Source organism: Streptomyces sp. NBC_00433 (assembly GCA_036015235.1).
GTDB lineage: Bacteria > Actinomycetota > Actinomycetes > Streptomycetales > Streptomycetaceae > Actinacidiphila.
On the sequence record CP107926.1, the window covers coordinates 7,746,049 to 7,760,941 of the forward strand.

A 14,893-nucleotide genomic window follows, 5' to 3' on the forward strand; every position below is an offset into this window, starting at 1 on the left:
CCGGGCCAGGCTTCGGCATCCCGTGTGCAGGTGCGGGCGCCGTCACCCTGGCCCGCGCCCACGGCGCCGTGCCTGACTCCCCGCCGCGTTGCCCGTGCGGTCACCCGATCGGCGATGACTACTTGTGCATCGGCGGCTGGGTGTACGGGCCATGCAGGCACGAGGCGTGCGGCGGGGTATGCGAGACGTTCGGTCAGTGCGCGGGCAAGTGCACCTGCAAGGAGGATCGATGAACAGCCCCTTGGAGATCACCGTTGTGATCCCCGCCCACCCGGCCCGGGTGGCGAACGGGATGCTGGAGCGGGCCGTGCAGTCGGTAAAGAACCAGCTTCTCCCGGCCACGGACATCAGCGTCGCCGTCGACGAGACCGGTCAGGGTGCGGCGGCCACGCGGCAGCGCGCCCTCGCCGCCGTCCAGACGGAGTGGGTGGCGTTCCTCGACAGCGACGACTGGTTCTACCCAGAGCACCTGCGGGTGCTGGCCGCCGGGGCGCGCACCTACAGGGCGGACTACCTGTTCAGCTACTACTGGGTGCACTTCAACGACGGCCGCCGCTGGGACGCCAACGACCCCCTCGGGCACTTCGGGAAGCCGTTCTCCAATGCCGCCCCCCACCAGACGACCATCACCACCCTCGTCCGCACCGACCTCGCCAAGCAGGTCGGGTTCCACGAGCCCCCGCCGGACAGTGTCGTCGGCGGCCACCGCGGCGGCGAGGACTGGCACTTCACCGTCGGCTGCGCGGAGGCCGGCGCACGCATCGTCCACGTGCCCCGCCGCACCTGGGCCTGGGTCCATCACGGCGCCAACAGCAGCGGCATCCCCGGCCGGGGAGACGCCGCACTACCCCAAGGAGTCGCCCCGTGACCGCTCTGCCGACCGCCCCAGCCGCCGGTTCCGCGCCCACCGTCGATCCGATGCGGGCAGTCGCCGCCTACCAGCAGAAAGTCGGCGACCTCACCAACGAGGTGGTCATGCGGGACGCGTACATCGCCGAACTCGCCGAGACCATCACTGCCCTGACCGCAGAGATCAGGGATCTCCGCGGTCAGCTCGGCCTCCCAACCGAGGGCTAGGCGAGACGCGTCAGCTTCATGTACGAATCCGCCTTCAGGGTGACGGTCCCCGATGCCCCAGACCGGGCCCAGTTGACCGCGAACGTCCCCGTGACCGTGGGGCGAATGATTCCGCTGAGCGCCACCGCAGTCCCCGCCGCATAGGTGGCGGACAGGAGCGCCCCGTAGGTCTGAGTCCCCGGGGCGGACAGCTGGGACGTCACGATCAGTGCGTTCCCCGCCGCGGACGACGCGCTCGTCGCCTGCCCGGAATAGTTCACGTACCCGGCGCAGGACGCGGGGACCGTCAGGGTCGACGCGAAATCGGCATTGGTTTCGTCCGTAGTCAGGAGGAAGAGGGTCGCCTCCAGCAGGTACACGCGACCTGCGGTGACCGTGGTGGTGAGGTCTGGGTCGTCTGTCTTGGTGGCAGTGGCCCGCGGTGTGTCCGCCGCTTTCCGCAGCAGTGTCACGTTTCCCACGCCGCCGACGCTCAGGTCGCCGGTTACGGTGGCGTTCAGGGCCACGATCAGGTTGTCGTCGGTCTTGAGGGTGTTCACCGCGGACCGGTAGAGGTTCGTGTCCTCCGCCCCGGCGCCGGTCCCCCAGCTCAGTTTCCCGTCCGCTTGGACCCCGAAGCGGCGCTGCGCATCACCGGTGACCGCCGTGGCGATCGTGACGCCGGTGGCGGACGCGTTGGTCAGGGCGATGCCTGCGGTGAATGTCTGGAGCGTGCCTGGGGTGGCGACCTCCCGCCACGAGCCGGACGCCGGCGCCGTGCCGTTGGACACCCATACCCGGTTGGTGTCGGTCTCCCGGATCAACTGGCCGTTCCACGGGATGGAGGGCCGGGTCGAACTGGTGCAGGCGAACGCTCCTACGGCGGCGTCGACCCGATCCCAGTTCTGGCCCAGATCAAGGCTGTAGTCGACGTCCTCGGATCCGTCGGACTTTGACTTGTACAGGGCAAGGCGTGTGGTGGACGGATCAGGCACTGGGGGCCTCCAACGGGATTCCGGGTCGGTGTCGGCGGGGCGGGATGGGAAGGTCCCCGTACACGCTTTCCCAGCGGTAGATGTCAGTCAGTTCCCGGTGGTGCTGCACGCGGGCAGGGTCGGGCGTGTGATCGGGCAGTAGACCGCTGGGGTCCCGGAGCTGCACCACGGCCGCGCACGCATCCAGGCGGGTCCTGTGTGCGCCAGCGGCGTCCGCCCCGGAGCGCGCCGTGTAGAGGTGCACACGCTCGGAGTCCGGCTCCGTGGTGGTGACCCAACCCTGGACCAGCGCAGGGTCGTCGCGAGGATCAGGCTTGATGACCCCCCAGTGAAATTCGTGGATCAACGACAGCAGCGCTTCACGAGGGTCATCGAATTCGTAGGCGCCCATGCGGTTGGCCACGGCCTCCCTACTGAAAGCCACACCGAATCCGCGCACGCGTTCCGTGTCTTCGTCATCGAAATACTCGACTGTCCACTGTGCTCCGTCGTCTCGGACGGCCGTTACCGTGTGACCCATCAGACTGTCCTTGTGAATAGTGCGTCGATGACTGCGGATCCGGTGGTCGTATTGCGAAAAACAGCGAACGATGTGGCGCTGATGCTGTTGAAATACCAGACCGACCCCGATCCGCCCATGGTGAACGCCGCCGCAGCATAGGGGCGCGACGGGTAGGTGATGTCGAACGACCGGCCCAGCGTGCCCACACCGGTCCCCACGGATACGCTGAGCATCACCTGTGTCTGGGTGGCCTGTTGCTGGCTGGCCAGATTCCCGAAGGTGGCTGTCGTGCTGTCGTAATATTTCGAGTAACTCTCGTTAGAATCCCCGATTCGGAATCCGATCTGACCCAGGGTGGCCTGCAAGTCCATCTTGCCCCCTGTGGTCACCCCGTCATCCTTATACGAAGCATCCACCCCGCCGGGCCACACGATGGTCTCCCCGCCCTGCGTCGACTGACTGGACGCTTTAATGGACTGGGATATCACCCCATTGCCATTGGGGTATACGACGACCCTATTGCCCAGGGTGTTCCCGCCGCTGGAATAGTTGGCCCCGTTCATGCCGATCCCTGTGAGGGTGCTCACGGTGAAGGCGTTGATGTACGAGTAGTCCGTTCCTGAGTCAGCGTAAAACCTGATCTCCGGGAGGCTGGACGGGTTCATGATGATGCGGCGGCCCGAGCTGGACGTGGAGAGCTGCCCGATCATCGACAGGGAACCGTCGGCGGTTGAGCCGAACATGGTCTGGGTTCCGGTGGCGTCGTACAGCTCGAACCCGGAACCAGAGATCCGCATCCGCGCCCCGGTGTCCGCCGTCTTGATCTCCCCCGCCATCACCCACGACGCGGTGATCGTGCCCGCGGTGACCTTGCTGACGGTCAGGTCGGAGATGTGCGCGTCGTCGATGAGGAGCGCGGTCGCGGTGACGGCCGTCGACGGGCCCGACCGGTTGCCTGCGATGTCGACCGCGACGACCCTCACGTAGATCGCAGCCGTCGACTCCACGCTGTACGTGCCGACCGCCGGGATCTGCGCCTGGATCATCCCGGCGTTCGCTTTCAACTTCCCCAGGAGCGTGGTGTCGTCGGGGGTGAAGGCCGGCTCGTACTGGGCGTGGATCTCCAGGTGATCCAGGTCGGACTCCAGCGTAAAATCCCCACCGGACGCCTTGCCCAACAAGTGCGTGATCTGCACCGCAATGCGCGAAGCAGCCACGGTGGGGGCCGCCGGCGTGCTGGGCGCGATGTTGTCCTGGGTTGCCACGAACGTCGTCGTCGGCGACCACGCCCCCACATTCCCGGACGAGTCGACCGCACGGATCTGCACGTCATACCCGACACCCGGCGACAGATCCTGCACCTGCGCGGTCGCCTGATCCCAGCCGACGACCATCGTCTGCCAACCATCATCCGGCGCCGCGAACGGCTGCGCCCACGACTGCATGTCCTGCCAGCGAATCTGGGACACCGCAGACCACGTCGCCGGGTAGATCATGTCCGTGTCCACGGCGTACCGGATGTCGTAGTGGTCGCCATCCAGGATCGTGCTGCCGTCGACATTCAGCGGGGCGGTCCACTGCAACCGCACCCGCGCCCGCGTGAACCCCCGCGAGTCCAGGTACGCCGCACCCTGGAACGGAGTCACCAGCACAGGGACGCCCGGGACGGAGGTGTCCTGGGACGGCCGGGAACCCACCGGCTCCGTCGACCCGCCGGTCAGTTGGCGCTTGAAGTCCCCGACCGTCACATACGTGCCGGCGTCGTTGATCTCGATGTGGTCGGTCAGGTCCAACCAGGTGCCGTTCGCGGACCGGTACGCGACCGTGTAGTCCGCGGTGACCGGCCACTGAATACCCACCACCTGCAAGGTGATCGGGTTGAGACGCTGCCCCCGGAAGATGATCTCCTGGCCGGTGTCGACCAGGCCCTTATCCGGGTCGTAGACATAGATGTAGTCGCCAACATTGAAGGCGCCGTCAACGTCGTAGTCCTGGATGCCCAGTTGAAGATCCTGAGTGGGGCCTTCGAACTGCGACAGCGCCAGTTGCGCCCGGGTGGCAGCGTTCGTCGCCGAGGTGTCCGATTCGGAGACCAACCGGGTCAGCTTCACCGGGTTGCCGTGCAGGTCCTTGTACGGGTTGCTGCCAGGCGCAATGTTCGCCGACCCGGTGGCGATCGACGCCCCATCGCCCTCGGCGAGGAGCACCACACGGGTGGTGAAATCCTTCATGTCCGAGTCAAGGTTCATGCTGCCGGGGATCCCGCGCAGCGCCATGTCCTCACCGTCACCGCGGGCCACAACCGCGCACTGCGGTGTCGTCACGAACAGGTCGGAGTTCAGCCCCGCGTCCAGGGTGCCGTTCGTGTTGACCCGCCACGACACTGGCGCGGAAGGGGTTGCCATGGTGTCGCACACGTACTGGATGGCCTGCGCCGGCGTCTGCCACTGGTGCGTCCCGGAGTACGTGCCGGGTACGGAGTGGAGGGTGCCCTCGGTTACGGCACCGGAGGCGGGCAGGAGTCCGCGAATGACGTTAGGGAACGTGCTGCCCGACGCGAAGGTCGTGGCGTTCTCGATGATCGAGCCCTTGTTGTCCTCATCGCCGAGCCAGAACGACAGGCCCACGCCTGAGATTTTGACATTGTCGTTGGGCGCGTTGGTCCGTGCGTCATCCGCAAGGGAGTTCCCGCGGAGAACCCCGACGTAGCGGGCCACCGCAGGGTCGAGGAGGCTGTCGCCGTAGACGGCGGGGTCGACGCGGCCCGGAACGATGGCGATGTGCCCGAAGAAGACGAGGGCGTCCAGTGCCTCGCGGGGAATCGTCGGCTTGAGATCGATGTCCCACGAGCCGAGGGCACCAAGGGTCTCCTGGATGGTCACCGGTCACCGCCTCACACAGTAGGTGGCCTCTGCCAAGGCGCCGATGTACATGTTCCGTAGGTCCGTTGCCGCATCCCCCGAGACGGGTGAGCCTCCGCCGGCCACGACGCCCACCCAGAAGTCCAGGGCTGTCGTGGCGGCCTTGGAGACGCCGCCGTTCGTGTGGGCGGTGAAGGTCCGTGCGGAGCCGGCGGCGAAGCGGTTGCCGTCCCCGTCGTTGCCTGTGGCGGTGACGTATCCGGATGCGGCGGCGGACGTGTTGGTCTCCAGGGTCCGCAGGTACATGGCGAGGGTGGCGGCGCTCCCGGATTGGAGGTAGCCCTCCAGGGTTCGGCCGCCGCGGCGTAGCGCCAGGTCGAGGGTGACCCGGCCCGGGGAACGGGACGCGGTGAGCCGCACGATGGCGTGTTCGAGGTCGTTGCGGAGGATGCTCGCCGAGTCCCATGCGGCCACGCCGGACCCGGCGACCGAGACGTTCCACAGCTTGCTGTGCCACGCCCCGCCCGTGTACGCCTGCACGTCGATCACGCCGCCGCTGGCAGTCGGGACGACGTTGACGATGCCGTTCGACAACGCCCACCCGGCCGCGGGCAACTGGCGCTGCGTGCCCTCTGCCTCCAGGCCGGCGACAGTGTCCGTGATCCGCACGCGGCCCTTGAGGTAGTTCGTCGGGTCGCAGCCCCACCGGGCCGGCGGCGACAGGGGTACACCCCGGTAGACGGTGATCGTGCCGTCGGTGGTGGCCCGGGTCATCGACGACGGGTTGGTGCTGCCGGTGTAGTAGCCGGTGTGGCCGATGGCGGGGGCGTGCCAGAGTTCCCCGGTCAGAGAGAAGTCGTTGAGACGCCGAACCCCCGTCAGCCTGCTCTGCAGGTCCACCTCGCCGACCGACCCCAGCCTGGACAGGCTGATCTTCCAGTCGGCGGTGACCGTATCGCCCTTGTGTTCGGTGACCGTGCTGGCACTGGACTTGACCTGGTAGTAGCCGTTCCGCTCGGGCTTGTCGGTGAACGTGACCGCCGCGGGTGTGCCGACGTCCAAGGCATTGAGGTTGTCGTGCGTGCCCACCAGCGCCAGGCGAGTCAGGGGCGGCATGGACTCCTGTCCATCAAGGTCCATGCTTCGGTCCCCACCGGACTCCGTGGCGTCGAACGTCTCCCGCAGCAGGGTCCGGGAGAGTTGGATGCTGCCCCAGTCGAGTGTCATCGGCCGACCCCCGGGCGCTTGATGCTGCCGTTGTAGTTGATCAGAGCGTCGTTCATCTCACGGACCAACTCCTGAGCAGCGTGCTTGCGAGCTGCGGGGGTGGTGAAGTCGAATGTCCCGCTGATGTTGATCTGCTCGATGGTGACTCCACCGCCTCCGCTGTTGCTGAGCATTGCGTCGAGCTTCGCGGTGTGGTCGGCGGTCAGGACCCGTTCGGGCCTGCCGGTGCGGTTGACGGCCATCGTCGCGCCGGGCTGGAGCAGACCCCCGGAGTCGTAGCCGCCGGGCCGGTTCAGGGCCGACAGAGATCCGTACCGGTGGAGGGCGTAGCGCAGGCCGGCGTAGGTGTTGGCGAGCGGGTTGACGCTGGTGCCGTAGGAGAACGGCCCCGTGCCGCCGAACGGTCCGGCGTTGCTCTTGAACGTCGGGCCGATGACCTGCATGAGGCCGACGCTGGGCGTGCCGGCCTTCCAGTTGGAGTCCCACCGGTTGACCACGTTGGGGTTGCCGCCACTCTCCTGGTTCATGCGGCGCTCCACGGTGCCCAACCACCCGCCGGACTGGCCCAGCATCCCCAAGGCCTGCGTGATGACCGACGCCCACTGTGCGACGCCCGCCCCGGCCTTGTAGGAGATTTGCCCGGTGGCCGCCGCGGTCTTGTCCTTGGCCCCGAGGGTTTTCAGGACCCCGCCGAGGATGGTGGTGGGCACGCCCTTGATGAGCGCGCCAGCCGCGGTACCCCCAGTGGGGATGCGGTCGATGAGCGGCTGCACGAGGCTCTTGATGGCAGCGCGCGCGGCCTTCTCCAGGCCTCCGACCGCAATGCCCTTCACCCAGTCGGCGCCGGAGCTGAGGAGGTCGCCTGCGCCGCTGATGGCCTTGGAGGCGCCCCCGACGACGGATCCGACGACGCCACCGATGCCATAGTGGGGGGCGTGCTTGTCGGTGCGCCCGACGATGCGGTCGATCGCCGCATGGCCGCCCATCTGCGCAACCTGGGCGAGGGACAGGATCCGCTCGCCGGGGGTGAGCATCGCGGGCACCGTGTCGCCCTTGCCCTCGCCGGGGACGACACCACCACGATTGAAGCCGAGCTTCACTGTGGGCAGTTGCGGCAGGCCCACCTTGCTCGCGATGGTGTCCCACATTTTGCGGATGCCCTGGTTGTAGACGGTGTTGACCACGTACTTGATCGGCGAACTGAACTTGCCGGTCACACCGGACCAGATGGTTCCGAGGCTGTCGCGGAGGTCAGTGAAGGCCTTCTTGGTGCTGCTGGAGAAGGCGCTGATCGCTGACTTCACGGCGCTCACAGTCGAGTTGAACTTCGACGTGACCCCCGCCCACAGCCCGTTCCACGTGTTCGTCACGTTGGTGCGGAGTGCGGAGAACTGGCCGCCGATCCAGGTGCGGGCGGACGTGACGGCGTTGGACAGGCCGGACCAGAACCGGTCCCAGACCTGCCGAATCTGCACGGTGAGCGCGGTCCAGATCGCGACCACGTCCCGACGCAGCCCGTCGAAGATGGCTTTCGCGCGGTCCAACAGCAGGGTGAACCAGCCGATGATCGCCGTGACCAGATCGGGGATGATCGAATGCCCGACGAGGACATCGAACAACCAGGTGAACTTGTCGACGATCCACTTCACCGTGGCGGTCACAGCGTCGGTGAAAACGGTCAACCAACCGACGACCTTCTCAATGACCGGCACGAGGATCCCGATCGCCACCGACAACGTGCCGGACAAAAGCGCCGCCAGACCGGTGACCACCGGGAGCAGCGGGATCAGCACCGCATCCGTCAAGTTGATCAACGCCACGGCGAGCTGCGCCACCGACGGCAACAGTTGCAGAATCTGTGGGACCAGCGGCAGCATCGCCAGATCGAACGCCAACATCATGTCCACCAGCGGCCCAATACTGGGCAGCAGCGCCTGGATCACCTCCGTCAGCGGACCGGCAATCGCCTCCACCACCTGCAGCAGGACCGGCGCCACCTTCGCGAACACCGGACCCAAAGACTTGAGGACCGCGGACAGTACGTCGATCAGCGCGCCCACCACTGGGGCCAGCGCCACCAGTAGTTGACTCGCCAGATCCGACAGCATCCCCAGAAGCGGGCCGATCGCCGTCATCAGGTTCGCAATCGGCTTCGCGAGTTTCCCGATGACCGGGGCCAGCAGCACGAAGATGCCCAGCACCGGGTTGATCGCGAGAAGGATCCCGCCCAGCAACGGGCCGACGTCGCCCAGCCCAGACAGCATCTGGGTGATCGCATCCGCGATCGGCGCGAAGCCCTGCACGAACTGGATCAGCGCCGTACCCAGCGTGCCGGCCAGCAACTTCGCGATGGCGTTGATCGCGGTGAAGATACTGGTGAGCGCCTGCTGCACCTCCGGCATGGCGGTGACTCGGCGCAGCTCGGAGAACACCGCACCCAGGCTCCCGAGCGCGTCACCACCGCCCTGCGCGGCGGCCTTCATGACGTTCGACAGGGTCCCGAAGATGTCGCCAATGAGCTTGCCGAACTGCTTGGCGATGCCGACTGCGCCGTTGATCGCGTCGGACAGGCCACCATCCTTGAACGCAGCCGACAGCTTCTGGCTGATGCGGTCCGCAGCATTCCCAGCCGCGGTCGTGAGGCGCAGAAACGCCGGGCTCGCCGCCACCGACAGTTGGGCCAGGGCGGTGATGAACTGGGCGGGGAACCGGGAGAGGGGCGTCAGACCCCGGTTGATCCCGTCGAACATCTGCCGGAGCGTCCCGGCCTTGCTGAGATTGGTGACCGCACTCAGGGCGTTGGTCGCCATGTTGTTGAGGACTCTGGCCGTGCCGTCGAGACCAGTCCGAAGTACGGGCAGGGTGGTGTTCGCCATCGTCGTGAACGCCGTGTCGAGGCCCTGGAACAGCGTCTGCTGGACGTCGAGGCGCAGTGCCGTCCACGCGGCGCGCTGGGCGATGACAGCCGCGACGAAGGCCTGGGCTGCGGGTGCCAGTCGAGTCAGGGCCGCGTTCAGGCCGCCCGTCTTGAGCGTCGCGGACTGCTGCGCCTCCGCCACCGCGTTCGCCGCATCCGCGACGGCCTGCTGTGCGTCCGCGATCTGCCGGGCCCCGTCCGTTGCCGCCTGAACCTGCGCCGCCCGCGCATCGGACAGGTCCCGCTCAGCCCTTGCGATCTGCTGCGCCCCGTCAGCCTGGTCCCGAGCAGCGGCGATCCGCTGATCGTTGAGAGACTGCTCCGCATCTTCGACCGTCTGGGTGGCGTCGGTGACGGACTGCTTCGCGGCGGTGACCTTGTCGGAGCCCTCCACGCCGGCGGTGTTCGCGGCCGCCGCCTGGTCGGTCAGGCGCTGCGTCTCCGTCTGCTGCTCGGCGAGGGACTGCAGCGCCTTGTCGTAGGCGAGCTGGTCTTTCGCCAACTGCTCCGCGGATACGGCCGCGCCGGCCGCCTTGTCCTTGGCGAGCTGCTTCTGTGCGTCGGCTAGGTCGAGGACGTCTTGACGCTGGTTGAGCTGCGCGTCGGCGAGCCGGTTGTTGAGGTCTTCCAACTCCATGGCCGCGTCCTTGCGGGCCTGAGTGAGATCCTCTTGGGCCTGCTGGGCGGCGCGCTGGGCCTGGGTGAGGTCTCGTTCGGCCTGGGCGACGGATTCGGCGTCCCGCCGGTTGGAGTCGGCAACCTGGGAGACGGTGTTCTTGAGGTTCTGCTGCGCGTCGGCCACATCCCGGGCCGCTTTCACTCGGGCCGCCGCGGCGTTGACCTCCGCGTCTTTCTCCGCCTGCACCGCCTTCGCCAGCGACCGCTGCGCGGACTCCACACCCTTCGCCCCCGACAGGGCCGCGGACGCGCCCTTCACGGCAGGCTGGAACGCGGCCTTGAATGCGTCGGAGATCCCCGCGGTGCCGATCTTGATTGCGGCGAAGGCTGTCGCCAGCGACAGGACCGCGGGCACGGCGACCGCCGCAGCAGGCCCCATGGAGATCAGGGACTCGGTCAGTGACGCCAGTGTCGGGAGTGCGGCGACGACCGCCGCAGCGATCTTCGCGATCTTCGACGACAGGACTTCCAGCCCGCCACCGCTGCCCGTCAAGGACGACAGGCCACCCCGGGTGCTGACGTCGATGTTCATGTGCCGGTTGCGGGCCAGCGCGTCGAGCTGCGCGCGGGCTGCCGCCGTACTCGCAGTCGCGACGACATTCGCGGTGCGGCGGCGAGTGAGGTTGTTGATCTCGTCGGCTGCCACCCGGGTGTCGACGTCGATGCCGATGCGTACCCGCTGCCGGCGGGTCAGGTTGGCAAGCTCCTGGGCGCCGACCCTGGTGTCCACATTGGCCCGGATGATCACGAACCGGTCTGCGGTGAGCTTGTCGAGCTTCTTCGCGGCCCGGTCGTAGTACGGCTGGTTGATGATCGGGACAATGTCGGCGTCGTAAGAGTGCCCCGCGAGCCCGGTGAGAGGTGAGTCGTCCAGGTCAATGTTGACGGTAAGCCGGCGGGTGCGAGTGAGGTTGGCCAGTTCGTCTGCCGCCACTCTGGTGTCGGCGGAGGCCAGGATTTGGACAGTGCGATCCGAGGAGATCGCCCGGAGTCCAGCCACTGCGGCCTTGTCGTCAAGGTCGACCGTGAGCTTCACCGTCCTGGACTGGCCCAGCTTCAGCAGCGACGCCACCGCCGCCTTGTCATCCAGGTCGACGCCGACCTCCATCCGGCGGGCCTTGACCAAGGCGGCGATACGGGTATTGGCGGTCCCCGCGTCCAGGTCGGCCCGGACCTTGACGCTGAGGGTCTGCTGCTTCAGCCGGGCGATGTCCGCGTCGAGCTTCGTGCGGTCCATGCGCGCCTCGACGTAAGCGCCCGCCAACCTGAACTCGCCCACCGCTACACCGCCTTCACAAGCTCGATCTCATCCGGGTACTTCGCGGCCAGTGCTGCCGCCGACTGGTACTGCCGCTTGGGCTGCTCACTCCTGGGATCCGGTGCCTCTTGCTTGGGTGGCGCCGGCGGGTCGTGTTGGGCTTCTTCGATGCGGGCCGCCATGACGCCCTGGTAGGCGGGAGTTCGGTGGGCGAGGGAGAAGTAGCGGGGGCCGTCGATTTCCTGCTGGTCGAGGTCGATGCCGTAGAAGGTGAGAAAGTCGGCGTCGAGGTCCCGGGCGTAGTCGAGAACCCAGGCGATCTGCTCGGTGCGCTCCCGCCACCACTCGTCACTCAGCGGCCCCGGCGCCCCTTTCCCGGCTCCTCTTCGACAGCACCGAGGGCACCGTCCCGAAGCTGCTCCATGATCCGGTCGAGGTCTTCGTCTTCGAGGCCGTCGCAGTCCATGAGCGCCTGGTAGCCGTCCTCCCCGATGAGGACTTCCAGGAGTTCCTGTGACGCCAGCGCCTCACCCTGCCTGCGGGCGGTCCGCAGGTACCGCAGCCCGTAGTTCCGGCCGATCTTCTTCGGGATGGAGTACTCGACGTCGTCGACGTAGAAGAGGACGACACGCTCCTCCTCCACCTCCGGCTTGGAGGTGAGGCGTACCGGCTCGTACTCCACCTCGTCGTCGACCACTGGGGCGGGTGCGGGGCGGGGCTTGCGTGCGGCCTGCGTGCGGCGGGCTGCGGTGCGTGTGTTGGCGACCATGGTCGTGTCTCCTTCTGCGGAGGGGGGGTGTGGAGGGCAGCCGGGCTCGTCTCCCTCCACGGCGGCGAGCCCGGCCGGTAGAGGGGTGTTACGGCGTACCGTCGATGATCTTGTAGGGCTTGATGGCGCCGCTGACGTAGTGCGCAGTCAGCTTCACCGCCAGCACCGTCTGCTTGTCCTTCGTGTACGCCAGCTCGATGCTGTCCGTGGACAGCACCTTCCGCACGATGACCCGGCGCCGGTACGACAGCGGCGCGAACCCGTCGAACATCACCGCGCTGTAGTTCGGCTGCGACGAGGCGTCCGCCGCCGCCGGCTCGAACGTCTTGTAGCCCGACCCCGACGCGGTCGTGCCGCCGTTCAGGGCGTACACCAGGTTGTCGAGGGTGACCTCCGCCATGTTCGTCTCGACCGTGGTGGCCCGCTTCGTCAGCCGTGACCCCACGACCTCGACGATCTGGTCGACTTCCAACTCGGAGTACGTGTTCTCGATGGCGAGCTTCACGCCGTCGGTGGTGCCGCCGCAGTCCGTCCACGCCGACGCGGCCGGGGTGGCGTTGAGGGCGGCGGTGCTGTCGGCGGGCTCGGTCGCCTGAAAAGCGCCGCGGTACAGGGTGGCGGGCCCTTGGATCAGGTTGTCCGGGGTCACGATGCTCATTGCGGTCCTCCGTTGGTTGTGACCCGTTCGGGCCGCCGGGTGGGGTCGTGGAGGGTTGTCATCGGTGGAACTCCTCGCGCCTCAAGGGCCACGTGCAGCCTTCGAATTGCGGGTGGAAGCGGAGCTCGATCGTCTGCTCAGGCGGGATCGTGCGCGGGCAGGCCACGATGCGCGCCCCGGCGATCAGCCACTCCAGTTCGGGCCGGGAGCCGTGGACGATGACCCGCCCGCCGTAAGTGAGCAGGTCCCGGGTGCGGGGGCCTTCGATGGCCCAACGCGTGCTCATGAGCCCACCTGGATCCAGTGGAGCTGCAGGGCCAGGATGATCCGCGCCCACGAACCCGGGTCGGCGGAGGAGTCCCCGCCGCCGGGCACCACAGGGCGCTGCGGATCGAGGGCGACATGAGCGGACAGCACGCGGGCGTTCGGGTACCCAGCGGGCAGGGTGAGCAGCCGCGGCGTGTTCTCGTGGTCGAAGCACCCGGCGACGATCTGCTCCGCCAGTGCGGACGCCTTGTTGAACGGGGGCTTCACGCTGTCAGCGGCAGCCCACCAGCAGTCGATGCGGACAAGGGGCTCACGCATCGGCACGTACATGTTGGAGCTGCCGCCGCTGGCGCGCACGGTGACGAAGCCGGATGCGGCGACGGTGTCGTTGCGCGGCACGGTCGTGGCGACAATGTCCCCGACCAGGCCCTTCAGCCAGGCAACGGCGACAAGATCGGTGGTGGCGCGCTTCGCCAGGGTCGGCATCACGCCTCCCTCTTCGTCCACAAAGCCGGGCGGAGGAACGGCTGAGCCGGGGTGCCAGGGTGGTGGACCAAGGCGTAGGGGTGGTCGGCACCCTCCCAGAACAGGGCCTTGCCGGACTTGGGGCGGATGACGTGCGGGGCGGTGCCCTCTTCCATCCATGCGGCCCGGTCGAGGTCGGAGCCGACGCGGAACACCCCGTCGTTGACCTCGCAGCGAATCGACGCGGCCAGTTCACCGGTCCGCTTCGGCGCCAGCGCCTTCGCGTCCTGCTCGACCATGCCGCCGAGGTGGCCCATCAGGTCGTCGATGGCCGGCCCGAGGTTCGCTTCCAGCTCTGTGTTGTCGATGTCCATCCGCCCACTCCTCTCCGGCGCAGGTCGTACACGGTTGGTCTGCGGCACCCGGTCTCCCCGGGCGTTGGCCCGCAGGCCGGTGGGTCAGGTGACGCGTTTCAGGTCGAGCCGCACATCCGGGGTGTGGCCGATGCCGGGCTCTGCGGTCACAGCGGTGATCGCGTAGACGGTGCCGGTCACGTCGTCCCGCAGCCGGTCCTCCGGTCCCACCGGGGTGCCGGCGGGGAGGCGGGCGATGTGGGTGCGGATGACGCGGGGGGTGGGCTGCTCGGGAGTGGTGACGGTCTTCCCGGACTGGGTCAGCGACGCGGGGATCCGCTGTTGCCGGGGGTCCGTGCCGGGGGTGAGGCTGTCGACGGTGTCGCCGAAGTCATCGGTGGTGGTGCCGGTGAGGACCGTGACGCGGGTATTCGCGATGGCCTGCATCACGCGCCCCCGCCCATGGGAGTCCACCACTGGGAGTCGTCGGAGCCGTCGGCGAGGATGTTGCCGATGGGGCCGACACCCTCGATCGGGGACCGCACGTGGATCGTGCGGGACCGCATCCACGACACCCGGCGCAGCGCCCGGGTGGCCATGGGCGCGAGGACGAGGCCGTCGCCCTGCAGAGTGGTCGACACGCCGTCCTGCTGGATCTGCGTGGCATCCAGCCGCGTCTCCAACCCGAACTGCCCGGCGATCCACGCTGCCTGACGGGCGACGGCCTTGCCCAGCCAGTAGAGATCCCGCGCCCGCAACCGGTCCGTGTCCGTGTAGATCCGGCCGGACGCGATCTCAATGTCGTCCTGCGCCTGGACAAGCTGCGCATCCGTCACCGTTACGCCCGTGGCGTCGATGACGGATTGCACACTCGCCCAGGCGTCGAC

15 protein-coding genes are annotated in these 14,893 nt (G+C 67.8%); 2 read left to right on the forward strand and 13 right to left on the reverse strand.

What is annotated here, in order from left to right:
• Positions 1-229 precede the first annotated feature (229 nt).
• The gene (locus OG900_33355; GenBank protein ID WUH94553.1) at positions 230-868 is read left to right on the forward strand and encodes a glycosyltransferase family 2 protein; all 639 of its coding nucleotides are present in this window, start codon (positions 230-232) and stop codon (positions 866-868) included.
• Positions 865-1,077: a hypothetical protein gene (locus tag OG900_33360; protein WUH94554.1), complete on the forward strand. Its 213-nt coding sequence runs from the start codon at positions 865-867 to the stop codon at positions 1,075-1,077. The genes OG900_33355 and OG900_33360 overlap by 4 nt, the downstream gene beginning before the upstream one ends.
• Here the strand turns inward: OG900_33360 and OG900_33365 are convergent.
• The 13 genes from OG900_33365 to OG900_33425 form a co-directional block, all read right to left on the reverse strand.
• Positions 1,074-2,051 (reverse strand): hypothetical protein, encoded by a 978-nt coding sequence (locus OG900_33365; GenBank protein ID WUH94555.1) that lies wholly within the window; start codon positions 2,049-2,051, stop codon positions 1,074-1,076. The two genes, OG900_33360 and OG900_33365, sit on opposite strands and share 4 nt — an antisense overlap.
• A complete protein-coding gene (locus OG900_33370; GenBank protein ID WUH94556.1) occupies positions 2,044-2,571 on the reverse strand; it encodes a hypothetical protein in 528 nt (175 codons plus the stop codon). The genes OG900_33365 and OG900_33370 overlap by 8 nt, the downstream gene beginning before the upstream one ends.
• Positions 2,571-5,435, reverse strand: coding sequence for a fibronectin type III domain-containing protein (locus OG900_33375; protein WUH94557.1), 2,865 nt, complete (start codon positions 5,433-5,435; stop codon positions 2,571-2,573). Before OG900_33375 ends, OG900_33370 begins: the two co-directional genes overlap by 1 nt.
• Before the next feature lie 3 nt (positions 5,436-5,438).
• A complete protein-coding gene (locus OG900_33380; protein ID WUH94558.1) occupies positions 5,439-6,641 on the reverse strand; it encodes a hypothetical protein in 1,203 nt (400 codons plus the stop codon).
• The gene (locus tag OG900_33385; GenBank protein WUH94559.1) at positions 6,638-11,515 is read right to left on the reverse strand and encodes a transglycosylase SLT domain-containing protein; all 4,878 of its coding nucleotides are present in this window, start codon (positions 11,513-11,515) and stop codon (positions 6,638-6,640) included. Before OG900_33385 ends, OG900_33380 begins: the two co-directional genes overlap by 4 nt.
• Before the next feature lie 2 nt (positions 11,516-11,517).
• Entirely contained in the window at positions 11,518-11,676 is a 159-nt protein-coding gene (locus OG900_33390) for a hypothetical protein (protein WUH94560.1), read from the reverse strand.
• Positions 11,677-11,846: 170 nt separating this feature from the next.
• The gene (locus OG900_33395; GenBank protein ID WUH94561.1) at positions 11,847-12,263 is read right to left on the reverse strand and encodes a hypothetical protein; all 417 of its coding nucleotides are present in this window, start codon (positions 12,261-12,263) and stop codon (positions 11,847-11,849) included.
• 88 nt (positions 12,264-12,351) lie between these two features.
• Positions 12,352-12,921, reverse strand: coding sequence for a hypothetical protein (locus OG900_33400; protein ID WUH94562.1), 570 nt, complete (start codon positions 12,919-12,921; stop codon positions 12,352-12,354).
• A 58-nt stretch (positions 12,922-12,979) separates the two neighbouring features.
• The gene (locus OG900_33405) at positions 12,980-13,207 is read right to left on the reverse strand and encodes a hypothetical protein (protein WUH94563.1); all 228 of its coding nucleotides are present in this window, start codon (positions 13,205-13,207) and stop codon (positions 12,980-12,982) included.
• Positions 13,204-13,674, reverse strand: coding sequence for a hypothetical protein (locus OG900_33410; GenBank protein ID WUH94564.1), 471 nt, complete (start codon positions 13,672-13,674; stop codon positions 13,204-13,206). The genes OG900_33405 and OG900_33410 overlap by 4 nt, the downstream gene beginning before the upstream one ends.
• Complete coding sequence (locus OG900_33415) at positions 13,674-14,027, reverse strand: hypothetical protein (GenBank protein ID WUH94565.1); 354 nt, start codon at positions 14,025-14,027, stop codon at positions 13,674-13,676. Before OG900_33415 ends, OG900_33410 begins: the two co-directional genes overlap by 1 nt.
• An 84-nt stretch (positions 14,028-14,111) precedes the next feature.
• Positions 14,112-14,453 carry a hypothetical protein gene (locus OG900_33420; GenBank protein WUH94566.1) on the reverse strand — a complete coding sequence of 114 codons (342 nt, stop codon included), beginning with the start codon at positions 14,451-14,453 and terminating at the stop codon, positions 14,112-14,114.
• Entirely contained in the window at positions 14,453-14,842 is a 390-nt protein-coding gene (locus OG900_33425) for a hypothetical protein (GenBank protein WUH94567.1), read from the reverse strand. Before OG900_33425 ends, OG900_33420 begins: the two co-directional genes overlap by 1 nt.
• Positions 14,843-14,893: the final 51 nt, after the last annotated feature.

Bases quoted from the DNA above. Each gene is read 5' to 3' on its own strand.
- OG900_33355 (WUH94553.1), top strand. From the start codon at position 230: ATGAACAGCCCCTTGGAGATCACCGTTGTGATCCCCGCCCACCCGGCC.
- OG900_33370 (WUH94556.1), bottom strand. From the start codon at position 2,571: ATGGGTCACACGGTAACGGCCGTCCGAGACGACGGAGCACAGTGGACA.
- OG900_33380 (WUH94558.1), bottom strand. From the start codon at position 6,641: ATGACACTCGACTGGGGCAGCATCCAACTCTCCCGGACCCTGCTGCGG.
- OG900_33390 (WUH94560.1), bottom strand. From the start codon at position 11,676: ATGGCGGCCCGCATCGAAGAAGCCCAACACGACCCGCCGGCGCCACCC.
- OG900_33395 (WUH94561.1), bottom strand. From the start codon at position 12,263: ATGGTCGCCAACACACGCACCGCAGCCCGCCGCACGCAGGCCGCACGC.
- OG900_33400 (WUH94562.1), bottom strand. From the start codon at position 12,921: ATGAGCATCGTGACCCCGGACAACCTGATCCAAGGGCCCGCCACCCTG.
- OG900_33405 (WUH94563.1), bottom strand. From the start codon at position 13,207: ATGAGCACGCGTTGGGCCATCGAAGGCCCCCGCACCCGGGACCTGCTC.
- OG900_33410 (WUH94564.1), bottom strand. From the start codon at position 13,674: ATGCCGACCCTGGCGAAGCGCGCCACCACCGATCTTGTCGCCGTTGCC.
- OG900_33415 (WUH94565.1), bottom strand. From the start codon at position 14,027: ATGGACATCGACAACACAGAGCTGGAAGCGAACCTCGGGCCGGCCATC.
- OG900_33420 (WUH94566.1), bottom strand. From the start codon at position 14,453: ATGCAGGCCATCGCGAATACCCGCGTCACGGTCCTCACCGGCACCACC.